This window comes from Oerskovia rustica (assembly GCF_014836555.1).
Lineage (GTDB): Bacteria > Actinomycetota > Actinomycetes > Actinomycetales > Cellulomonadaceae > Oerskovia > Oerskovia rustica.
Window position 1 is genome coordinate 64,651 of record NZ_JACSQQ010000006.1, and the last position, 22,293, is coordinate 86,943.

Consider the following 22,293-nt stretch of genomic DNA (forward strand, 5'->3'; position numbering starts at 1 on the left):
CCGCGCGTCCGGGGTCAGCGGGGGGTCGGTCCGGCGTCGGTCGTGGCGCCCGGAGCCCCTGGACCGGTCGCCGGGGCGCTCGCGGCCAGGGCCGCGGCGAGCTCGGCGGGGTGCCGCGTGGAGACGAGCCAGTACGGGGTCGGGTCGGCCGGGTCGACGAGCTCGACGCGTACCCCGGTCCGGGCCCAGGCCCGCAGGCAGACGTACGCCCGGGCGTCGAGCGAGGGGCCGAGCTCGCGGGTCATCGCCGCACGGTCGAGCACCGTGGTGGTCCCGAGGAGCGACGTCGGGATCGTGGCCCGGCCGGCGCGCAGCATCCGCAGGCCGTCCGGGCCGGGGGAGACCGAGACCACGGGGGAGGTCCACCACGCGAGCACGACGAGGACCACGAGAGCCACGACCGCCGTGCTGATCGACAGCACGTCGTCGACGGGCCAGAGCGCCACACCGAGGATGACGGCGAAGGCGACGGCGGCGGACCACCCGCCCGGGCCGGGGAGCAGGCGTTCGCTGTAGGCAGGGGCAGGCTGAGGCATGAGCCCATCATCCCAGGTCCGTCCGGCGTGCTCGCCGCGTGTCCGGAGGGAGCGGGAGCGCGGCCCGGCGCCCGAGGGTGTTCGCGGGTCCGCCCGCCGCGGACTAGGCTCTGCGGGTGCCCATCGACGAACCGGCGGCTCCGACCGCCCTCGCGCCCGTGCCCGCCCGACCGGGCGACGTCGAGGTGCTGGTCCAGCTCCTCGACGACGTGACCCCCGTCCCCGCCTACGCCCACCCCGGCGACGCCGGCGCGGACCTCGTGACCACCGTCGACGTGGAGATCGCGCCGCAGGGCCGCGCGACCGTCCCGACGGGGCTCGCGATCGCGCTGCCCGACGGCTACGCCGCGTTCGTCCACCCCCGTTCGGGCCTCGCGGCCCGGCACGGCCTGACGATCGTCAACGCCCCGGGGACCGTCGACGCGGGCTACCGCGGCGAGATCAAGGTGGTCCTGCACAACACGGACCCGCAGACCTCCGTCGTGCTGCACCGTGGCGACCGCATCGCCCAGCTCGTGGTCCAGAAGGTCGAGCACGCGCGCTTCCTGCAGGCCGAGCGGCTGCCCGGCTCGCACCGCGGCGAGGGCGGGTTCGGGTCGAGCGGCGGGTGGGTCGCCGCGCAGTGAGCCCCGTGACGCGGGGGGTGTTCGCCCGTGGCCAAGGACGGTCACGCAGGCGGCGCAGCGGTCTAGGGTGGTAGGAGCAGGGGTCGGTTCTGCCGTCCCGAACGAGCCGTGGTCGATGGTCGACACGGCGAAGAGCTGAAGGAGAACGTCCGTGGGTTTGTTCCGGCGTAGTGCGTCGCAGAAGTCGAGCGACGAAGCGGTCGCCGCCGAGGGCTCCGGGACCGAGGAGACCGCAGCAGACGCGGTCGGCACCCCGGGGACCCAGGCGCCGGTCGTGCCCGCGGCGGGCGCTCGTGGCCCGTTCGACTCCTCGCAGGTGAGCGAGCTCGGTGCCCGCGCGGACCTCGGAGCCATCTGGCTGCCGGGCGTCCCGGGCATGGAGCTGCGCATGGAGGTCGACAAGAAGACGCAGAAGATCACGGGGGCCGCCGTGGCGGTCAACGGTTCCGCCCTGCAGATCCAGGCCTTCGCGGCGCCCAAGACCATGGGCATCTGGGACGAGATCCGCGAGGAGATCGCGGAGTCCGTGCGTCAGCAGGGCGGGACGGTCGACGACATCCCCGGCACGTTCGGTCGCGAGCTGCTCGCGAAGCTCCCGGCCACGGGGCCGGACGGTCAGAAGGGCTTCCGTGCGGCCCGGTTCGTCGGTGTCGACGGCCCGCGCTGGTTCCTGCGGGGTGTCCTGACGGGCAAGGCCGCTGCGGACCCGGAGGCGGCCCGGCTGCTCGAGTCGGTCTTCGCGAACATCGTCGTGGTCCGTGACCAGAACGCGCGCCCGCCCCGCGACCTCCTCGCGATGCACCTTCCCGGCCAGGCGCAGCGTCCCGCTGCCGCCGCCCCCGAGGGCGCGGCTCCCTCGCTCCCGACCTTCGACCCGCTCACGCGCGGGCCGGAGATCACCGAGAGGCGCTGACCATGACGCTGCGTCAGGCCCTGCACTCCGTGCTGGCCTCCCAGGAGGAGATCGCCGCGGACGAGGAGCGTCACGACTCGGCCAGCCAGGTCGGGTGCTCGGCCGTCTCCGACCTCGCGAACCGCAAGCGCGCGACCGTCTCGGGCGTCATGCGCTCGGTCATCCTGCGCCCCCGTGAGGGCGTGCCCACGGTCGAGGCCGAGCTCTACGACGGGTCGGGCTCGCTCGACCTGGTCTGGCTCGGCCGTCGCCGCATCGCCGGCGTCGAGCCGGGACGTCGCGTCCGCGTCGAGGGGCTGGTCTGCGAGATCGCGGGTCGGCGCACCATGTTCAACCCCCGCTACGAGCTGCGCCCCCGCGCAGGCGAGTGAGTCCGTGACCCTTCCTGCTGGCGAGAGAGACGACATGACGCACGAGCCCACGCGTGAGCGCGGCCCGGTGGACCCCGCCCAGGAGGTCGAGGAGGTCGCGGAGGCGATCGACGACGTCGTCCCACCGGACGAGGGTGCCGCGCGCGGCGTGCGCGCCCTGGCGGGGGAGTCGTTCTCGCTCGCCGAGACGATCGGCGGGGTGCGCGGGCTCGTGGAGTCCATGGCTCCTGGCCTCGTGTTCGTGGTCGTCTTCATCGCGACGGGCAACACCCTGCGGCCTGCGCTCATCGCGTCGGTCGCGGTCGCGCTCGTGGCCGTGGCGGCGCGCCTCGTGCAGCGCACGCCCGTCACGCAGGCGTTCGGCGGCTTCCTGGGCGTCGCGATCGGCGTGCTGTGGGCGTGGCGCTCGGGCGAGGCGCAGAACTACTACGCGGCGGGGCTGCTCACGAACGCGGCCTACCTGGTCGCGATGGCGGTCTCGGTGCTGGTCCGGTGGCCCGTGGTGGGCCTGGTCGTCGAGGCGCTGCGCAGCGGCTGGACGGACGGGGACAAGGTCAAGGCCGCGGTCGCGGCGAGCGACGTGCCCGACGGCGCCACGACCTCGGGAGCGCACGGCGCCGCGGGGGAGCGCGTCGAGAGCAACGTGGGTGTCGTCGGCAGCACCGAAGCCGACCAGGACGAGCCGGCTCCCGGCGCGTTCCGAGCGTGGGCCCAGCGCTGGCGCGGGGACGCGGCGCTCATGCGCCGGTACGCGCTGGCGACGTGGCTGTGGGTCGGGATGTTCGCGTTGCGCCTCGCCGTCCAGGTCCCGCTGTTCATGGCCGGCGAGGACGCGGTCGCCTGGCTGGGCACGGCCCGCCTCGTGATGGGCATCCCCCTGTGGGCACTGACCCTCTGGCTGACCTGGCTGCTGGTCCGCCGCCCGCACGTGGCGGAGTCGTTCCCCGAGAAGGACTGAGACCGCGGCGCTCGGTGAGCTCGGGCCCTACCGCGTCCACAGCCCGAGGGGCCGCGGGCACGGCAGGGGCCGACGGCCTCCTCAGACGGGCAGGCCGGTCGTCTCGTCGACGATCCCTGTGCCTTCGTCGGGCGACGGGTTGATCAGGACCCGCAGGAGCTCGGCCTCGTCGACGTCGCGGCCCGTGACGATGAGCAGCTCGTCGCCGACCTCGAGGGTGTCGTCGATGCTCGGCGCGATGGGCTGGGTCCCGCGGACGATCGCCGCGAGGACGGTGTCCTGGGGCCAGTCCACCTGGCCGACGCGCGTGCCGATGAGCGGCGAGTCGGGCGGCAGCGTGAGCTCGAGGATGTCCGCACCTGACTGGTGGAACGTGAAGATCCGGACCAGGTCACCGACCGCCACGGCCTCCTCGACCATGGACGTCATGATGCGGGGCGTCGAGACCGCGACGTCGACACCCCAGGACTCGTCGAACATCCACTCGTTCTTGGGGTTGTTGACGCGCGCGACGGTCCGCGGGACCCCGAACTCGGTCTTCGCGAGGAGCGAGACCACGAGGTTGACCTTGTCGTCGCCCGTGGCGGCGACGATGACGTCGCACTCGTCGACCTTCGCCTCGGCGAGGGTCGAGAGCTCGCACGCGTCCGCGAGGAGCCAGTCCGCGTCGGCGACCTGCGCGACGCGCATCGCGGCCGGCTGCTTGTCGATGATCATGACCTCGTGGTCGTGGCTGAGCAGCTCACGGGCGATCGAGCGCCCGACCGAGCCTGCTCCGACGATGACGACGTGCATCAGTTCTCCTCGATCTTGGGGGCGTGCGTGAGGAGGCGCTCGACCGTGGGTGCGTCGGCGGCGCGCATGAGCACGTGCAGCACGTCGTTCTCCTGCAGGACGGTGCCGGGGGTCGCGAGGACGCCCTCACCGAACCGGCCCAGGAACGCGACCCGCGACCCGGTCGCGGACTCGATCGTCGCCACGGAGCGCCCGACCCACTCGGGGTGGAAGTCGGTCTGCGCGAGCCGGACCTGCCCGGAGGGATCGCGGTACTCGTCGGTCGCGCCGAGGGGCAGCATCCTGCGCAGCACCTGGTCGGAGGTCCACCGGACGGTCGCGACCGTCGGGATGCCGAGGCGCTGGTAGATCTCGGCGCGGTGGGGGTCGTAGATCCGCGCCACGACGTTGTCGACACCGTAGGTCTCGCGGACCACGCGCGCAGCCAGGATGTTGGAGTTGTCCCCGTCGGAGACCGCGGCGAACGCGTAGGCGTCCTCGATCCCTGCCTGGATGAGGGTGTCCCGGTCGAATCCCAGGCCCGTCACCTTCTTGCCGGAGAACTCCGCGGACAGCCGTCGGAAGGCGTCGGGGTTCTGGTCGACCACGGCGACCGAGTGGCCGCGGTTCTCGAGAGACTGGGCGAGGGTGGCGCCGACACGGCCACATCCCATGATCACGAAGTGCACGGACGAAACGCTACCGCGCACCCGTACGGTGCCGGTACAGGGCGACGGTGCGGCGGCGGGTCTGCGCAGGCCCCAGGACGCCTTCGCCGAGATCTGTCGGGGTCGTGGAGGGGTCAACAGCACCTGGAGGGCCTAGCATGGGCCAACGTGTCGGATATCGCTGATGCCGCCAAACGCCTGTTGCTCGGACGTCCCGTCCGCAGCGACGACTTGGGGCACACCCTGCTGCCGAAGCGCATCGCGCTCCCGGTCTTCGCCTCGGACGCGCTCTCCTCGGTGGCGTACGCCCCTGACGAGATCCTCCTGACCCTGTCGATCGCCGGCCTCGCGGCCACGACGATCTCCCCGTGGGTGGGTCTCGCGGTCGTCGTGGTCCTGCTGACCGTGGTCGCGTCGTACCGCCAGAACGTGCACGCCTACCCCTCGGGCGGCGGTGACTACGAGGTCGCCACGGTCAACCTCGGCCCCACGGCCGGAGTCGGCGTGGCTTCGGCGCTCATGGTCGACTACGTCCTCACGGTGGCCGTGTCGATCTCCTCGGGGGCCCAGTACGCAGCGGCAGCCATGCCGTTCCTGCGGGGCCACGAGGCGGCGTTCGCGATCACGCTCGTGATCCTGCTCGCCCTGGTCAACCTGAGAGGCGTCAAGGAGTCCGGCTCCTTCTTCGCGATCCCGGTCTACCTGTTCATGTTCGCGATCGGGATGACGGCCGTGGTCGGCTTCGTCCGGTACGCCACGGGGACCCTGCCCATGGCCGAGAGCGCGTCCTACCAGCTCGTCGCCGAGAGCCACTTCGACCAGGGACTGACCGGGATCGCGGGGGCGTTCCTCGTCGCGCGAGCCTTCGCGTCGGGCTGTGCCGCGCTCACCGGCGTCGAGGCCATCAGCAACGGTGTGCCCGCCTTCAAGAAGCCCAAGTCCCGCAACGCGGCCACGACGCTCGCGCTGCTCGGCACGATCTCGGCCTTCATGATCATGGCGATCCTCTTCCTCGCGCAGAAGACCGGCGTGCACTTCGCCGAGAACCCGGCCGAGCAGCTCACGATCAACGGTCAACCCGTGCCTGCCGACTTCGTGCAGGACCCGGTCATCGGCCAGCTCGCGCAGGCGATCTTCCAGGGCTTCCATCTCGCCTTCTACCTGGTGGCCGCCGTGACGGGCCTGATCCTCGTCTTCGCCGCGAACACGGCGTTCAACGGCTTCCCCGTGCTGGGCTCGATCCTGGCCAAGGACGGGTACCTCCCGCGCCAGCTGCACACGCGCGGCGACCGGCTCGCCTTCTCGAACGGGATCGTGACGCTCGCGGTCGCGGCGATCGCCTTGATCTGGGCCTTCGACGCGCAGGTCACGCGCCTGATCCAGCTCTACATCGTCGGCGTCTTCGTGTCCTTCACGCTCTCGCAGCTCGGCATGATCAAGCACTGGACGCGCGAGCTGCGCACGACCCCGGACCCGCGCTTCCGCACCAAGATGAAGCGGTCCCGCGTCGTCAACGCGATCGGCTTCGGGATGACGGGCACGGTCCTGGTCATCGTCCTGCTGACCAAGTTCACGCACGGTGCGTGGATCGCGATCCTCGCGATGGCCTTCGTGTTCGTGCTCATGCGGGCGATCCGCAAGCACTACGACTCGGTGAGCGAAGAGCTGACGCTCGGGGAGGACCCGGCTGCGGCCCGCGCCCTGCCGAGCCGTGTCCACGCGCTCGTCCTGGTCTCCAAGCTGCACAAGCCGACCATGCGCGCCCTCGCCTATGCCCGTGCTTCTCGCCCCTCGGTCCTGGAGGCCGTGACGGTCGGTGTGGACCCCGAGGAGGTCGCCGAGTTCACCGCAGAGTGGGAGGCGCTCGACCTCCCGGTCCCGCTGCGCGTGCTCGACTCGCCGTACCGCGAGATCACGCGCCCGATCCTGTCCTACGTGCGCTCGATCCGTCGCGAGAGCCCTCGCGACCTCGTCGTGGTCTACATCCCCGAGTACGTCGTGGGGCACTGGTGGGAGCACCTGCTGCACAACCAGAGCGCGCTGCGGCTCAAGGGCCGGCTCCTGTTCACCCCCGGCGTCGTCGTGGCCTCCGTGCCGTGGCAGCTGTCCTCGACCAAGGGGCAGACGGGGCTCGAGAAGGAGAACTTCGCGGCCCAGCAGCGGATCAACCGCCGCTACTGAGCGCGCCGCGCCGCCCGCGTGACGCGGGTCGTCCGCGGGTCCGCCCGAGAACGTGTGCGGGCCCACGCCCGGTCGGCGAACGGTCCGGAGCCCGGAGCGGTTCGCGTCCGGGATACTAGGGGGGTGTCTGAAACCCTGAACCCCACGTCCAACGCCCCCGAGCCTCAACCTCTGGTCGAGCTCGAGGTCGGACCTGTCGCGCACGGCGGCCACTGCGTCGCGCGACTCGACGGGCGCGTCGTCTTCGTCCGGCACGCGCTGCCGGGCGAGCGGGTGCTGGCCCGGATCACCGACGACGGGGAGGACGCGAAGTTCTGGCGCGCCGACGCCGTCGAGATCCTCGACGCCTCCGAGGACCGTGTTCCTGCGGCCTGGCCTGCCGCCGGCCCCGGGGGAGCGGGCGGTGGCGAGCTCTCGCACGTGTCCCTGCCCGCGCAGCGCCGGTGGAAGGCCGCCGTCCTCCAGGAGCAGCTCAAGCGTCTCGCCGGCCTTGACCTTCAGGTAGAGGTTGAGAGTGCCCCTGGTGACGACGAGTGCGGTGGCCTCGGTTACCGCACCCGCATCGAACTGGTCGCCGACGACAAGGGCCGTGCGGGCATGCGCGTGTTCCGCTCGCACGACGTCGTCGCGCTCGACGAGATGCCGCTCGCGACCCCGGAGGTCGCGGCCCTCGCCGAGGCCGAAGAGGTCTTCACGCGCCGCTGGCGCCCCGGGACCCGTCTCGAGCTCGTCGCGCCCGCGGGCGGTGCCGACCCGATCCTCCTGGTCGACGGCGTCGTGTGGCACTCGGGGCACATCGACCGTCGACCGCACGCCCGCCGCGCGGTCACCGAGACCGTGAGCGTCGCGGGGACCGAGCACTCCTACCGTGTCGCGGCCGACGGCTTCTGGCAGGTCCACCGCGAGGCGCCCGCGCTGCTCGCGGAGGCCGTGCTGCGGGCTGCCGGGCCGCTCGACGAGGCGACCGTGGTCGACCTGTACTCGGGCGCTGGACTCTTCACGCTGCCGCTCGCCGACGCCGTCGGCGAGACGGGGCGGGTCGTCGCGATCGAGGGCGACGAGCGGGCCGTCAAGGACGCACGCCGCAACGCGTTCGAGAAGCCTCAGGTCGAGCTGCACCACGGCCCGGTCGAGAAGGTGCTCGCGGCCAAGGACCACGCCGCGCCGACGGCCGACGTCGTGGTCCTCGACCCGCCGCGCACCGGCGCCGGTCGCAAGGTCGTCGACGCCGTCGCCGCGCTCCGGGCACCCCGCGTGGTCTACGTCGCGTGCGACCCCGCCGCCCTGGCTCGCGACATCGCCTACTTCGCCAAGCACGGGTACGCGGTCGAGTCGGTCACCGGGTACGACCTGTTCCCGCACACCCACCACGTCGAGGCGGTCGCGGTCCTCACGCGGTGAGCCGCGGGCTGCCCGGAGGGCCCGGCAGGTAGCGTCGTGCCGACGTCCGCGCGGTCGGCCCGGTCCGGCCCGACCCGTCCGGCCCTGTCCGGGCGCGTTCGCCTGTCGCCCGGACCCGTCCCGGGAGACGATGGGGGACGTGCCGGTACCCGCCGGCCCGACGAGCAGAAGAGGGCACATGCAGGTCACCGTGGTGGTCCCGACGTTCAACGAGGGACCGAACGTCCGCGAGCTCGTGCGCCGCATCGGTGACGCGGCCGACGGGCTCGACGTGGAGGTGCTGTTCGTCGACGACTCGCGGGACGACACGCCGGACGTGATCCGGCAGGTCGCGGGGTCCTCGGGGATGCCGGTGCGGCTGCTGCAACGCCCGGAACCGGTCGGTGGTCTGAGCGGAGCGGTGGTCGAGGGCCTCCGGGCTGCGAGGGGCGAGTGGGTCGTGGTGATGGACGGGGACCTGCAGCACCCGCCGGAGATGGTTCCGGTCCTGCTGGAGACGGCCGCGTCGACCGGGGCCGACGTCGTGGTCGCCTCGCGGTACGTGGGCGGCGGCGACGCGGGCGGGCTCGACGGGCGCTGGCGCCACCTGGTCTCGACGGCGTCCTCGCTCCTGGCGAGGTCGATGTTCCCCCTGCGGCTGCGCAACGTGACCGACCCCATGACGGGGTTCTTCGCGGTCCGGACCGGCTCGATCGACCTCGCCGCACTGCGCCCCAGGGGTTTCAAGATCCTGCTCGAGATCCTTGCGCGCAACAAGGTCGTGGTCGTCGAGGAACCGTTCGTGTTCGGGGAGCGGTTTGCGGGGCAGTCCAAGGCGACGTTCGCGAACGGGCTGCGGTACCTGCAGCAGCTCACGGCGCTGCGATTCGGTCGGATGTCGACGTTCGCGCTCGTCGGGGCGTTCGGTGCGGTGCTGAACCTGGCCATCATGTGGGGCCTGGAGCAGTTCGGGGTCCACTACATGCCGGCGGCGGTCGTCTCGGCCGCGGTCACGATCGTCACGAATTTCCTGCTCCTCGAGCACTTCGTGTTCCACGACCTGCGCTCGGAAGGGCGCAGCGTGTGGAAACGTGCGGCACAGTCCTTCACGTTCAACGGCATCGAGGCCGCCGTCCGGCTGCCCTTCCTGCACTGGCTCGTGGTCCTGACGGGCATGCCCCCGGTCCTGGCGCAGGCGCTGACCCTGGTCGTCGCGTTCCTCCTGCGCTTCGTCTTCCACGCCCAGGTCGTCTACCGCCCACGCAAGGACGCCCCGGACCGCGTCACGCCGTTGGCCGGAGAACCGTCGACCACGACGCTCGACGAGGACTAGGCCGCCCGCCTGTCATGATGGTCGCCGCGATCCGGACGGGACGCGACCGACCCGAGGAGTGCAGGCATGGGCATCGTCGACAACGCGGTCTACGTCGACGGGCGGCGCACGGCCAACCCGTCGAGCCTCGACGAGACCTTCGAGACGCTGCGGGAGCGGCACGGGCTCGCGTGGATCGGCCTCTACCGGCCGAGCGAGGCCGAGATCCGTGCGGTCGCCGACGAGTTCTCGCTGCACCACCTCGCCGTCGACGACGCGATCGCGGCCCACCAGCGACCCAAGCTCGAACGCTACGACGACAACCTCTTCGTGGTCCTGCGGCCCGCCCGCTACCTGGACGCCGAGGAGCGCGTCGAGTTCGGCGAGCTGCACGTCTTCGTCGGGCCCGACTACGTCGTGACGGTCCGTCACGCGGAGTCCCCGGACGTGGCTGCGGTCCGCCGTCGCCTGGAGGCGACGCCCGAGCTCCTGCGTCGCGGGCCCGAGGCCATCCTCTACGCCGTGCTCGACCAGGTCGTCGACGAGTACGCCCCGGTGGTCGCCGGTCTGCAGAACGACATCGACGAGATCGAGGACCAGCTCTTCAGCGGCGACCCCGCCGTCTCGCGACGCATCTACGAGCTCTCGCGCGAGGTCATCGCCTTCCAGCGGGCCACCCACCCGGTCGTCGGCATCCTCCAGGCGCTCGAGCGCGGCTCGGAGAAGTACGGCGTCGACATCGAGCTCCAGCGCAACCTGCGCGACGTGCTCGACCACTCGCTGCGGCTCGCGGAGCAGGCCGACTCGTTCCGGTTGCTCCTGCAGAACGCGCTCATGGTCCAGGCCACGCTCGTCGCGCAGCACCAGAACGAGGAGATGCGCAGGCTCTCCGAGACGAGCCTCGCGCAGGGCGAGGAGGTCAAGAAGATCTCGTCCTGGGCGGCGATCCTGTTCGCGCCCACGCTCGTGGGCACGATCTACGGCATGAACTTCGCACGGATGCCCGAGCTGGACTGGGTGTACGGGTACCCGCTCGCGATCCTCGCGATGGTCGCGATGGGATTCACGCTGTACGCGATCTTCAAGCGCCACAGGTGGTTGTGACGCGTCGGCGCGCGCGATCGGGCCTCGACAGGGCACGGCGCCCGGCGGCGGGCACAATCGAGGGGTGAGCAGCCTCGCCGACGACGACACGTCCGCGACCGGACCCGTGGGCCCGGCGGACGCTCCGCCGTCGGGCCGGGGGACGGGGCCCGGCGACGGGACGGCGCCTCACGACGCGGGACCCGGGCTGAGCGCTCAGGAGGTCGCCGCGCGCGTCCGGGCCGGGCAGACCAACCGGACGACCCGCTCGACCTCGCGCTCGCTGACCGCGATCCTGCGCTCCAACGTCTTCACGCTCTTCAACCTGATCCTCGCGGTCGCCGTGACCCTCGTGCTCCTCACGGGCCGGTGGCCCGACGCGGTCTTCGGGTTCGTGGTGGTGATCAACGCGGCGATCGGCATCGTCACCGAGTACCGGGCCAAGCGGACGCTCGACCGGCTCTCGATCCTCACCGCGCCCTCCGCCCGGGTGGTGCGGGACGGGGCCGAGCAGCAGGTCGCGCTCGACGACGTGGTGCAGGGCGACGTGCTGCTCGTCGGGACGGGCGACCAGGTCCCGGCCGACGCGCAGGTGCTCGAGGTCACGGGGCTCGAGGTCGACGAGTCGATGCTCACGGGGGAGTCGCGTCCCGTGCACAAGGCGGTGGGTGACGAGGTGCTCTCCGGGTCGACGGTCGTCGCGGGGGCCGCCGTGTGCCGTGTGGTGCGCGTGGGCGAGGAGGGGTACGCCCAGCGCATCACCTCCGAGGCGAAGAAGTTCTCGGTCGTGCGCTCCGAGCTGCGCGAGGGCGTGAACAAGATCCTCAAGGTCGTCTCGTTCGGGATCGTGCCGATCTCGCTGCTGCTCTTCTGGAGCCAGCTCAACTACACGGGCGGCGTGCGCGCGTCGATCGCGGACGGGACGTGGCGCGACGGCGTGGTCGCTGCGGTCGCGGGCGTCGTCGGGATGATCCCCGAGGGCCTGGTACTGCTCACCTCGCTCAACTTCGCGATCGCGGCGACGCTGCTCGCGCGCCAGAAGGTGCTCGTGCAGGAGCTGCCCGCGGTCGAGATCCTCGCGCGCGTCGACGTCCTGTGCCTCGACAAGACCGGGACCCTCACCGACGGGCACGTCGCCCTGACCGCGCTGCGCCCTCTCGCCCCCGTCGAGGGCGCGCGCGAGGCGCTCGCGGCGCTCGCGGCCGACCCGGACGGCAATGCGACGTCCAGGGTGCTCGCCGAAGGGCTGGCGGACACGCCGCCCGCAGCGGTGACGGGGTCCGTCCCGTTCTCCTCGGCGCGCAAGTGGAGCGCGGTGCTGACGGGGGCGGGGGCGTTCGTCCTGGGCGCACCCGAGATCCTGCTCGCCGGGCGGACGGACGGCCCGGCGACGACCGCGCTCGCCGAGGTCGGCGAGGCCGCCGGCACGGGTGCACGCGTGGTCCTGCTCGCCCACGCCCCGAGAGGCCTCCCGACGGCGGAGGCACCCCTCCCGCCCGACCTCGCCCCCGCGCTGCTCGCCGTCCTGGGGGAGCGCGTCCGCCCCGACGCCGCGCAGACGCTCGAGTACTTCCGGCGCCAGGGGACCCGGGCCAAGGTCATCTCGGGCGACAACCCCGTCACCGTCGCGGCGATCGCGACCTCGGTCGGCCTGCACGGCGAGGGGGTGCGGGTCGAGGGCTTCGACGCGCGCGAGCTGCCGACCGACCCCGACGAGCTCGCCGTCGTCGTCGCCGCGCACGACGTGTACGGGCGCGTGACGCCCGAGCAGAAGCGCGCGATCGTGCACGCGCTCCAGTCCCGCGGCCACGTGGTCGGCATGACGGGCGACGGCGTCAACGACGCCCTGGCGCTCAAGGACGCGGACCTCGGGATCGCGATGGGCAACGGCGCGCCCGCGACCAAGGCCGTGGCGCGGGTCGTGCTGGTCGACGGCCGGTTCGCGACGCTGCCCGGGGTGCTGGGGCAGGGGCGGCGGGTCATGGCGAACATGGAGCGCGTCGCGAGCCTGTTCCTCGCCAAGACGACGTACGCCGCGATCCTCGCGGTGTCCGTCGTGCTGCTCGTGTGGCCGTACCCGTTCCTGCCCCGGCACATGACGCTCGCGGGCTCGCTCACGATCGGCATCCCGGCGTTCTTCCTCGCGCTGCCGCCCAACGACCGCCGCTATCTCGCGGGGTTCCTGAGGCGCGTGCTGAGCTTCGCGGTCCCGGCCGGCGTGGTGATCGGGGCCGTGATCCTGGCCGTGTACGGGTACCTGCGCCCGCTCGTGGGCACGGACGACGCCCGCTCGGCCGCGACGCTCGTGCTCGTCGGGGTCTCGCTGTGGATCGTGGGCATCCAGGCGCGCCCGCTCAACGGGTGGAAGGTCGCGCTCGTCGCGGCGCTCGCGGCCTGCGCGGGGCTGGCCGTCGCGATCCCGTGGGTGCGTGACTTCTTCGCGCTCCAGGTCCCGACGGCGCAGGAGGCCGTGGTCATCACCGTCGGGGTGCTCGTGGGCTGGGTCGCGATCGAGGCCGTGTACCGGCTGCTCACGCCGCTGCTCGCGGGAAGACCTGCGCCGGTTCGCTCCGCGGCCGATATCTTGACGTCAAGATAAATGCGGTATGCTGTGTGTCGGCGACATTTCGGAGCGTCGCCGGCCCGGCGTAGGCTGGGCAAAGCCCCCAGAACCATCTTGATCGTCATTCGACGACCTGCCGTGCCGGGCGCACGGCGCGGGCCGCAGAGCCCGCGCGGTGCCCCGGCCGCGGTGGTCGTCATCACCCTCGCCAGGTAGAAGGAGCAACCGTGAGCAGCGTCGACACGTTCGGGTCGAAGGGAACACTGGAGGTCGGTGAGAACTCGTACGAGATCTTCCGTCTCTCCGCGGTCGAGGGCGCCCAGCGCCTCCCGTACAGCTTGAAGATCCTCGCGGAGAACCTCCTTCGCACCGAGGACGGCGCCAACACCACGGCGGACCACGTGCGCGCCATCGCCGCCTGGGACCCCGACGCGCAGCCCGACACCGAGATCCAGTTCACGCCGGGTCGCGTCATCATGCAGGACTTCACGGGCGTGCCCTGCGTCGTCGACCTCGCGACCATGCGCGAGGCCGTCGCCGACCTCGGTGGCGACCCGTCGCGGATCAACCCGCTCGCACCCGCCGAGATGGTCATCGACCACTCGGTGCAGATCGACGTCGCGGGCCGCCGCGACGCGTTCGAGCGCAACGTCGAGTTCGAGTACCAGCGCAACCACGAGCGCTACCAGTTCCTGCGCTGGGGCCAGACGGCGTTCGACGACTTCAAGGTCGTCCCCCCGGGCACGGGCATCGTCCACCAGGTCAACATCGAGTACCTGGCACGCACGGTCATGACGCGTGAGGTCGGCGGCGTCCTGCGGGCCTACCCCGACACCTGCGTCGGCACCGACTCGCACACGACCATGGTCAACGGCCTGGGCGTGCTCGGCTGGGGCGTGGGCGGCATCGAGGCCGAGGCCGCGATGCTCGGCCAGCCCGTCTCGATGCTCATCCCGCGCGTCGTCGGCTTCAAGCTGAGCGGCCAGATCCCCTCGGGCGTGACCGCGACCGACGTCGTCCTCACGATCACGCAGATGCTGCGCCAGCACGGCGTCGTCGGCAAGTTCGTCGAGTTCTACGGAGCAGGCGTCGCGGCCGTGCCCCTGGCCAACCGCGCCACGATCGGCAACATGAGCCCCGAGTTCGGCTCGACCGCCGCCATCTTCCCGATCGACTCGGTCACGGTCGACTACCTGCGCCTGACCGGCCGCTCCGAGGAGCAGCTCGCGCTCGTCGAGGCCTACGCCAAGGAGCAGGGCCTCTGGCTCGACCCGACCGACCCGAGCTACGTCGAGCCGGTCTTCTCCGAGTACCTCGAGCTCGACCTCTCGACGGTCGTCCCCTCGATCGCCGGCCCCAAGCGCCCGCAGGACCGCATCGAGCTGTCGAACGCCAAGTCGGCGTTCGCCCGCGACCTGCCGACCTACGCCCCCGAGGTCGTCGACGTCGTGGACGAGGCCGAGAAGGAGTCCTTCCCGGCCTCCGACTCGCCCGCGATCCACGCCAACGGCCGCCGGACCGTCCCGGTCACGGACACCAACGGCAAGCAGTTCGACCTGTTCCACGGCGCGGTCGCGATCGCGTCGATCACGTCCTGCACCAACACGTCGAACCCGTCCGTGATGCTCGCCGCGGCGCTCCTCGCGAAGAAGGCCGTCGAGAAGGGCCTGGAGGCCAAGCCGTGGGTCAAGACCTCCATGGCCCCGGGCTCGCAGGTCGTCACGAACTACTACGAGAAGGCGGGCCTGTGGCCCTACCTCGAGAAGCTCGGCTTCCACCTCGTGGGCTACGGCTGCGCGACGTGCATCGGTAACTCGGGCCCGCTCGACGAGAAGGTCTCCGAGGCCGTCAACGAGCACGACCTGTCGGTCGTCTCGGTGCTCTCGGGCAACCGCAACTTCGAGGGGCGCATCAACCCCGACGTGAAGATGAACTACCTGGCCTCCCCGCCGCTGGTCATCGCGTACGCCCTCGCGGGCACCATGGAGTTCGACTTCGAGCACGACCCGCTGGGTCGCAACGAGGACGGCTCGCCGATCTTCCTGCGCGACATCTGGCCCACGCCCGAAGAGGTCCAGGCGACGATCGACTCCTCGATCGACCGCGCGATGTTCACCAAGGACTACGCGGACGTCTTCACGGGTGACGAGCGCTGGCGCGCCCTGTCGACCCCCGAGGGCAACACGTTCGAGTGGGACCAGCAGTCCACCTACGTCCGCAAGCCCCCGTACTTCGAGGGCATGTCGGCGCAGCCTTCCCCGGTCACCGACATCTCGGGCGCCCGCGTGCTGGCCAAGCTGGGCGACTCGGTCACGACCGACCACATCAGCCCTGCCGGGTCCATCAAGGCGGACTCGCCGGCCGGTGTGTACCTCGCCGAGCACGGCGTCGAGCGTCGCGACTTCAACTCCTACGGCTCGCGCCGCGGGAACCACGAGGTCATGATCCGCGGCACGTTCGCGAACATCCGTCTGCGCAACCAGCTCCTCGACAACGTCGAGGGCGGCTTCACGTTCAACTTCGTGAAGAACGCTCAGGACACGATCTACGACGCCGCGCAGGACTACGCTGCGGCCGGCACGCCCCTCGTCATCCTGGGTGGCAAGGAGTACGGCTCCGGGTCGTCGCGTGACTGGGCTGCCAAGGGCACCGCGCTCCTGGGCGTCAAGGCCGTCATCACCGAGAGCTTCGAGCGTATCCACCGCTCGAACCTGATCGGCATGGGCGTCCTGCCGCTGCAGTTCCCGGCAGGCGAGTCGGCAGGGTCGCTGGGCCTGGACGGCACCGAGACGTTCGACATCTCGGGCGTCACGGCGCTCAACGAGGGCACGACGCCCCGGGCGGTCAAGGTCACCGCGACCAAGGCCGACGGCACCTCGGTCGAGTTCGACGCGGTCGTGCGCATCGACACCCCCGGAGAGGCCGACTACTACCGCAACGGCGGCATCCTGCAGTACGTGCTGCGTTCGCTCGTCAACGACTGACGAGCCCCCGTCGCGGGGGCGGCGGCGTCGGGCCCGGGATCTTCCCGGATGTCCGACGGCGCCGCGCACCCCGCTCGGGACGCACGACGACGGGGCGTCCCCCCGTCGGGTGGGGCGCCCCGTCGGCGTTCCGGTTCAGGACGCCGAGTCGCGCGCCCGCTGCGTGAACGTGCCCGCCGTCACGGCCGCGTACGAGCGGCGCACGATCTCCTCCAGGACGTCGAGGTCGTTCGTCGACAGGTCCTTGAGGTACACGCACACGAGGCTCGTGGTGTGCGGGCCGAGGCGATCCAGCAGTTCCTGGTGCGCGGCCGTCCCGTCGGGCAGGTAGACCGTCGACGCGGCCTTGCGCGGCGAGAACCCGGCCGCCCCCGCATCACCCTGGCGTCCGCTCGCGTACTCGTAGTGGTACTGGCCGAACCCGATGATCGACGGCCCCCACATCACGGGCGGTTCGCCCGTGACGCGCTGCATGAGCGCGATCAGCGTGTCCGCGTCGCGGCGGCGGACCATGTGGGTGACGGTCGCGAGGAAGGCGTCCACGTCGCCGTCGTGCGGGCGGGTCTTGTTGTCCGTGGCCATGTGCCAGTATCTCGCCGCTGGGCGCCGGTGGCACGCATGGCTCGTCGGCGAGACGCTGCTCGTTGTCGGGTTCCGCGTCCGATGACCGACAACGAGCAGCATCTCGCGAAGAGGGCTCGGGTTCGGGCTCGGGCCCGAGTCGCGATCGCGGTCGTCCGTCGGCGGAGCGCCGTGCGCCCCGGGACGGGCGGCTCAGTCGTCGCCGAGCACCTGCGCGAGCGTCTGTGCGCCCAGGTCGGCGAACGCCGGGTCGTCGTCCGAGTGAGCCGCGAACGCGGTGCCGATGACCAGTGCCCAGGCGCGGGCCCGCTCCCACGTCGCGTCATCGGTCCCGCAGCGGGCCGTCACGGTCTCACGGAAGATCCGGCGTCCCGCTGCGTCGAACGTGATCCAGGCGGTCGCGAGATCGGTGGCCGGGTCGCCGCTCGTCATGTCCCCGAAGTCGACCACGGCCCCCAGCCGGTGGTCGCCGGGCGCGAGCACCAGGTTCGCCGGGTGCAGGTCGCCGTGCAGCCACAGCGCCGGCCCGCCCCACGCGGGGACCTCCACGAGGCGGGACCACAGGTCGAGGAGAGCGCCGTCGTCGGGCACATGGCCCAGCAGGAGGCGCTCCCGGACCGACGCGTCGCGCGCGGCCAGCGGGACGCCACGGAACGGGTTCGCGGGCGCCTCGGGCGGGGCCGGGACGTGCAGGGCCGCGAGGAAGGCGGCAAGTTCGGGGGCGAACGCGCGGCGCAGGGCTCGGTCGACCGCGAGGGCGCTCAGCCCGTCGAACCACGGGACGACGCTCCACGACCAGGGGAACGACGCAGGACCCGTGGAATCGTCGCTGGGAAGCCCGACCCGCACCGGGGCCGGGACCGCGACCGGGAGGCGGGACGCGAGCACCGGAAGCCACTCCTGCTCGTGGCGCACGAGCTCCGCGGCGGCCTCGCGCCGGGGGACCCGGACCGCCAGGTCGTCGCCCAGGCGCAGCACGACGTTGTCCCAGCCGTTCGCGACCACGGTCAGGGGCAGGTCTGCCAGGTCGGGGTGCTGCGCGGCGAGCAGCGCGCGCACGAGGCCGGTCGTGACGTCGACCTCCGCGGGCGGCCGGAACGCCACTAGACCGGCACCTCGACCGTGCGCGCCGCGTCCCACGGCTCGGCCCAATCCAGCCGGTCCAGGAGCGCGTCGAGGATCGCTCCCGTGAATCCCCACACGAGGTGCTCCCGCCCCTCCGCGGACACCAGGAACGAGGGGCTCCTGTGCGTGTCCCGCCCACGGCGCACGACGGCGGTACGCCGGTTCGCGGGGTCCGTCAGGTCCGCGACGGGCACCCGGAAGACGTGCGCCGACTCGGCCGAGTCGACCACCGCTACGGGGGTGGGCCGCGCCCACCACCCGAGGACGGGCGTCACGAGATGGTTGCTCACAGGCAGCGGCAGCGGCGACAAGGACCCGAGCACCTCGACCCCGTCCCGGTCCAGCCCCGTCTCCTCGACGGCCTCGCGCAGGGCCGCGTCGACCAGGTCCGCGTCGGTGTCGTCGAGGCGGCCACCGGGGAACGAGACCTGCCCCGGGTGGTGGCTCAGCGTCGAGGCCCGGGCGAGCAGCAGCACGTCGAGGTCGGCCGCGACCGGGAGCGGCGCCGCACCCGGGCCGGACGTGGCACGGGACGCCGCGACGTCGTCGAGCACGCCGAACAGGACCAGGACCGCGGCCTGCCGCACGCGCGACTCGTCGAGCGTGCCGATCGCGTACCGCCACGGGCGCGGCCACGGTGCGCCGTCCTGGGCGAGGGCCGGGGGGGGGGGGGGGGGCGACCGCGCGGACGGGGAGACCGTCACCAGCCCGTGGGCAGCGGACGCCCCTCCTCGTACCCGGCGGCCGACTGGATGCCGACCACGGCGCGCTCGGCGAACGCGGCGAGCGAGTCCGCGCCCGCGTACGTGCACGAGCTGCGCAGTCCAGCGGTGATCTCGTCGATCAGGTCCTCGACGCCCGGACGGGCCGGGTCGAGGTACATGCGCGACGACGAGATGCCCTCCTCGTACAGCCCCTTGCGGGCCTGCTGGAACGGCGAGCCGCCTGCGGTGCGGGCCGCGACCGCGCGGGCCGAGGCCATGCCGAACGACTCCTTGTAGAGGCGCCCCGTGCCGTCGTCGTGCAGGTCGCCCGGGGACTCGTGCGTCCCGGCGAACCACGACCCGATCATGACCTGGGACGCGCCCGCCGCGAGGGCCAGGGCGACGTCGCGCGGGTGGCGCACGCCTCCGTCGGCCCACACGTGCTTGCCCAGCTCGCGTGCCGCCTCGGCGCACTCGAGGACCGCGGAGAACTGCGGGCGACCCACCGCCGTCATCATGCGCGTGGTGCACATGGCGCCCGGTCCGACGCCGACCTTGATGATGTCCGCGCCCGCGGCGACGAGGTCGCGCACGCCGTCGGCCGTCACGACGTTGCCCGCGACGATCGGGACCTGCGGGTCGAGCGAGCGCACGGCCTCGAGGGCCTGGAGCATCTTGACCTGGTGGCCGTGGGCCGTGTCGACCACGAGGACGTCGGCGCCCGCCGCCAGGAGCTCGGCAGCCTTGGCCTTGACGTCGCCGTTGATGCCGACCGCCGCGGCGATGCGCAGCCGGCCCACGCCGTCCAGGGCGGGGGAGTAGACGCTCGAGCGCAGCGCGCCACGACGCGTCAGGACGCCCACGAGCCGGCCGTCGCGCACGACCGGTGCGACCTTGCGGCGCGAACGGTGCAGCTCGTCGAACGCGGCCTCGAGGCCGCCCGGGCCCGTGACCATGGCGGCCTCCACGACCTGCGGCTGGGCGGACATGACCTGGCGGACCTGCGTGAAACGGTCCACGCCCAGGCAGTCGGCCTCGGTGACGACGCCGACCGGGCGGTCGCCCTCGAGCACCACGGCCGCACCGTGCGACCGCTTGCCGATGAGCGTCAGGGCGGTGTGCACCGTGTCGGTGGGCGAGACCACGACCGGGGTCTCGATGACGGGGTCCTTGCTCTTGACGTCGGCGATCACGTCCGCGACGACGTCGGTCGGCACGTCCTGCGGGATCACGACGATCCCGCCGCGCCGCGCGACGGTCTCGGCCATGCGCCGGCCCGCGACCGCCGTCATGTTCGCCACGACGAGCGGGATCGTGGTGCCCGTGCCGTCGTCGGACGACAGGTCCACGTCGAAGCGCGACGTGATCTCGGAGCGGGACGGGACGAGGAACACGTCGCCGTAGGTCAGGTCTGTGGTGGGCCGCTGGCCCGGCAGGAAGCGCACCACAGCAGTCTACGGAGGGATGCGAGAGGGAGCGGGCGGATCGGGTGCCCAGCACGTGCAGACGTCGTGACCAGCCCTTTCCGGGCGCGAGCACCCTCCCTGACGGCCTAGAGTTGTCGGGCTAGTCGAATGGCAGGCGGAACGGAGCGGTTATGACCCTGTTGAGCAGCATCACGTCCCCGGAGGACCTCCGGCGACTGACCCCCCAGCAGGTGGAGACCCTCGCCGCGGAGATCCGCGAGTTCCTCGTCTCCGCCGTCTCCCGCACGGGCGGACACCTCGGGCCGAACCTCGGCGTCGTCGAGCTGACGCTCGCGATGCACCGGGTCTTCGACTCGCCCAAGGACTCGTTCGTGTTCGACACGGGCCACCAGTCGTACGTGCACAAGCTGCTCACGGGCCGCCAGGACTTCTCCGCGCTGCGCAAGCGCGACGGCATGTCCGGGTACCCGAGCCGCGCCGAGTCGCCCCACGACATCGTCGAGAACTCGCACGCGTCGACCGCGCTGAGCTGGGGCGACGGGATCGCCAAGGCCAACGTGGTGCGCGGCCTGCGGGACCGGCACGTCGTCTCGGTCATCGGCGACGGTGCGCTCACGGGCGGCATGGCCTGGGAGGCGCTCAACAACATCGCCGAGAGCCAGGACCGCCGCCTGGTCATCGTCGTCAACGACAACGGCCGCTCCTACTCGCCGACCATCGGCGGCATGGCGCACCACCTGTCGACCCTGCGCACCACGCGCGGCTACGAGAGCTTCCTCGACTGGGGCAAGCGCACGCTCTCGCGCTCGGGCGCCCCGGGACGCTTCGCGTACGAGTGGCTGCACGGGCTCAAGAAGGGCCTCAAGGACGTCGTCGCGCCCCAGGGCATGTTCGAGGACCTCGGCATCAAGTACATCGGCCCGGTCGACGGCCACGACATCGAGGCTCTCGAGCACGCGTTCGTGCGGGCCCGTGCCTACGGGGCGCCCGTGATCGTGCACGTCATCACGGAGAAGGGCCGCGGGTACACCCCGGCCGAGCAGGACGTCGCCGACCGCTTCCACGCGGTGGGGCAGATCCACCCCGAGACCGGGCTGCCCGTCGCGCCCTCGCGCTTCGGCTGGACCTCGGTCTTCGCCGACGAGATCGTCCGGATCGGGCGCCGTCGCCCCGACGTCGTCGCGATCACCGCGGCCATGCTGCACCCCGTGGGCCTCGCGCCGTTCGCCGAGGCGTTCCCCGAGCGTACGTTCGACGTCGGCATCGCCGAGCAGCACGCCGCGACCTCGGCCGCGGGCATGGCCTTCGCGGGCCTGCACCCGGTCGTCGCGGTCTACGCGACCTTCCTCAACCGGGCGTTCGACCAGGTCCTCATGGACGTGGCCCTGCACAAGGCGGGCGTCACGTTCGTGCTCGACCGTGCGGGCATCACGGGCGAGGACGGCGCGAGCCACAACGGCATGTGGGACATGGCCATGCTGCGCATCGTGCCGGGCCTGCACCTGGCCGCTCCGCGCGACGAGCCGACGCTGCGCGACGCCCTGTGCCACGCGGTCGACATCGACGACGCGCCGTCGGTCGTGCGCTATCCCAAGGGGGCCGTCGTCGAGCCGATCCCCGCGATCGAGACGCTCGACGGTGTCGACGTCGTCGCCCGCCACGACGCCGTCCCGGCCACGAAGTCAAGGACTGCCGCCGTGGCCCGCAAGGTGCTCCTCGTGGGCGTCGGGTCCATGACCGGCACCGCGATGGCGGCGGGCGAGGCGCTCGCGGCCCACGGGCTCGACGTCACGGTCGTGTCGCCCACCTGGGTCCTGCCCATGCCGTCGGCGCTCGTGAAGCTCACGGGTGAGCACGACCTCGTGGTCACGATCGAGGACGGCCTGGCCGACGGCGGCGTGGGCTCGCTCCTGGCGCAGCGCTCGGTCGAGGCCGGGGTCACGGTCCCGGTCGTCCCCCTCGGTCTGCCGACGGTCTTCCTCGACCACATGTCGATCGACCAGGTCAAGGCCACGCACCGCCTCACGGCGCAGGACGTGACGCGCGACGCGCTGACGGCGCTCGCGCTGCTCTGACCCCGCTGGTCGGGGAGACGCACGAGGGGGG

At 72.2% G+C, this 22,293-nt stretch carries 18 protein-coding genes; 11 read left to right on the forward strand and 7 right to left on the reverse strand.

Annotated elements, in window-relative coordinates; all coding sequences use genetic code 11:
• Positions 1 to 14 precede the first annotated feature (14 nt).
• Positions 15 to 536, reverse strand: coding sequence for a DUF3093 domain-containing protein (locus tag H9652_RS04965; RefSeq protein WP_191795223.1), 522 nt, complete (start codon positions 534 to 536; stop codon positions 15 to 17).
• Positions 537 to 658: 122 nt separating this feature from the next.
• Here H9652_RS04965 and dut point away from each other — a divergent pair, with 122 nt between their 5' ends.
• The 4 genes from dut (at position 659) to H9652_RS04985 (ending at position 3,404) form a co-directional block, all read left to right on the forward strand.
• Positions 659 to 1,162 carry a dUTP diphosphatase gene (gene dut / locus H9652_RS04970; protein WP_318243991.1) on the forward strand — a complete coding sequence of 168 codons (504 nt, stop codon included), beginning with the start codon at positions 659 to 661 and terminating at the stop codon, positions 1,160 to 1,162.
• Positions 1,163 to 1,313: 151 nt separating this feature from the next.
• Positions 1,314 to 2,075, forward strand: a complete 762-nt coding sequence (locus H9652_RS04975; RefSeq protein ID WP_191795224.1) for a DUF3710 domain-containing protein — start codon at positions 1,314 to 1,316, stop codon at positions 2,073 to 2,075.
• Positions 2,076 to 2,077: 2 nt separating this feature from the next.
• Positions 2,078 to 2,446 carry an OB-fold nucleic acid binding domain-containing protein gene (locus H9652_RS04980; protein ID WP_138824289.1) on the forward strand — a complete coding sequence of 123 codons (369 nt, stop codon included), beginning with the start codon at positions 2,078 to 2,080 and terminating at the stop codon, positions 2,444 to 2,446.
• Positions 2,447 to 2,480: 34 nt separating this feature from the next.
• Positions 2,481 to 3,404, forward strand: a complete 924-nt coding sequence (locus H9652_RS04985; protein ID WP_191795225.1) for a DUF3159 domain-containing protein — start codon at positions 2,481 to 2,483, stop codon at positions 3,402 to 3,404.
• Positions 3,405 to 3,485: 81 nt separating this feature from the next.
• Here the strand turns inward: H9652_RS04985 and H9652_RS04990 are convergent, their stop codons facing one another.
• Positions 3,486 to 4,199 carry a potassium channel family protein gene (locus tag H9652_RS04990; protein WP_191795226.1) on the reverse strand — a complete coding sequence of 238 codons (714 nt, stop codon included), beginning with the start codon at positions 4,197 to 4,199 and terminating at the stop codon, positions 3,486 to 3,488.
• Positions 4,199 to 4,852 carry a potassium channel family protein gene (locus H9652_RS04995; protein ID WP_191795342.1) on the reverse strand — a complete coding sequence of 218 codons (654 nt, stop codon included), beginning with the start codon at positions 4,850 to 4,852 and terminating at the stop codon, positions 4,199 to 4,201. The genes H9652_RS04990 and H9652_RS04995 overlap by 1 nt, the downstream gene beginning before the upstream one ends.
• Positions 4,853 to 5,014: 162 nt before the next feature.
• Here H9652_RS04995 and H9652_RS05000 point away from each other — a divergent pair, with 162 nt between their 5' ends.
• From H9652_RS05000 to acnA, 6 genes are all read left to right on the forward strand, one after another.
• Positions 5,015 to 7,027 (forward strand): APC family permease, encoded by a 2,013-nt coding sequence (locus H9652_RS05000; protein WP_191795227.1) that lies wholly within the window; start codon positions 5,015 to 5,017, stop codon positions 7,025 to 7,027.
• A 123-nt stretch (positions 7,028 to 7,150) separates the two neighbouring features.
• On the forward strand, positions 7,151 to 8,428 hold the full coding sequence (locus tag H9652_RS05005) for a class I SAM-dependent RNA methyltransferase (protein WP_191795228.1): 1,278 nt from the start codon (positions 7,151 to 7,153) through the stop codon (positions 8,426 to 8,428).
• A 178-nt stretch (positions 8,429 to 8,606) separates the two neighbouring features.
• The gene (locus tag H9652_RS05010) at positions 8,607 to 9,740 is read left to right on the forward strand and encodes a glycosyltransferase (protein WP_191795230.1); all 1,134 of its coding nucleotides are present in this window, start codon (positions 8,607 to 8,609) and stop codon (positions 9,738 to 9,740) included.
• A gap of 66 nt (positions 9,741 to 9,806) precedes the next feature.
• Positions 9,807 to 10,823, forward strand: coding sequence for a magnesium and cobalt transport protein CorA (locus tag H9652_RS05015; protein ID WP_191795232.1), 1,017 nt, complete (start codon positions 9,807 to 9,809; stop codon positions 10,821 to 10,823).
• A gap of 64 nt (positions 10,824 to 10,887) precedes the next feature.
• Positions 10,888 to 13,401 (forward strand): HAD-IC family P-type ATPase, encoded by a 2,514-nt coding sequence (locus H9652_RS05020; protein WP_318243984.1) that lies wholly within the window; start codon positions 10,888 to 10,890, stop codon positions 13,399 to 13,401.
• Positions 13,402 to 13,592: 191 nt separating this feature from the next.
• On the forward strand, positions 13,593 to 16,349 hold the full coding sequence (gene acnA / locus H9652_RS05025; protein ID WP_191795235.1) for an aconitate hydratase AcnA: 2,757 nt from the start codon (positions 13,593 to 13,595) through the stop codon (positions 16,347 to 16,349).
• 135 nt (positions 16,350 to 16,484) lie between these two features.
• Here the strand turns inward: acnA and H9652_RS05030 are convergent, their stop codons facing one another.
• The 4 genes from H9652_RS05030 to guaB1 all read right to left on the reverse strand — a co-directional run bounded on the left by H9652_RS05030 (position 16,485) and on the right by guaB1 (position 20,205).
• Positions 16,485 to 16,931: a DUF1801 domain-containing protein gene (locus H9652_RS05030; protein ID WP_191795237.1), complete on the reverse strand. Its 447-nt coding sequence runs from the start codon at positions 16,929 to 16,931 to the stop codon at positions 16,485 to 16,487.
• A 192-nt stretch (positions 16,932 to 17,123) separates the two neighbouring features.
• A complete protein-coding gene (locus tag H9652_RS05035) occupies positions 17,124 to 18,035 on the reverse strand; it encodes an aminoglycoside phosphotransferase family protein (protein WP_191795239.1) in 912 nt (303 codons plus the stop codon).
• On the reverse strand, positions 18,035 to 18,760 hold the full coding sequence (locus tag H9652_RS05040) for an NUDIX hydrolase (protein WP_191795241.1): 726 nt from the start codon (positions 18,758 to 18,760) through the stop codon (positions 18,035 to 18,037). The genes H9652_RS05035 and H9652_RS05040 overlap by 1 nt, the downstream gene beginning before the upstream one ends.
• Positions 18,757 to 20,205 (reverse strand): GMP reductase, encoded by a 1,449-nt coding sequence (gene guaB1 / locus H9652_RS05045; RefSeq protein ID WP_191795243.1) that lies wholly within the window; start codon positions 20,203 to 20,205, stop codon positions 18,757 to 18,759. The genes H9652_RS05040 and guaB1 overlap by 4 nt, the downstream gene beginning before the upstream one ends.
• Positions 20,206 to 20,357: 152 nt before the next feature.
• Here guaB1 and dxs point away from each other — a divergent pair, with 152 nt between their 5' ends.
• Positions 20,358 to 22,262 (forward strand): 1-deoxy-D-xylulose-5-phosphate synthase, encoded by a 1,905-nt coding sequence (gene dxs / locus H9652_RS05050; RefSeq protein ID WP_191795245.1) that lies wholly within the window; start codon positions 20,358 to 20,360, stop codon positions 22,260 to 22,262.
• The last annotated feature ends 31 nt before the right edge of the window (positions 22,263 to 22,293 follow it).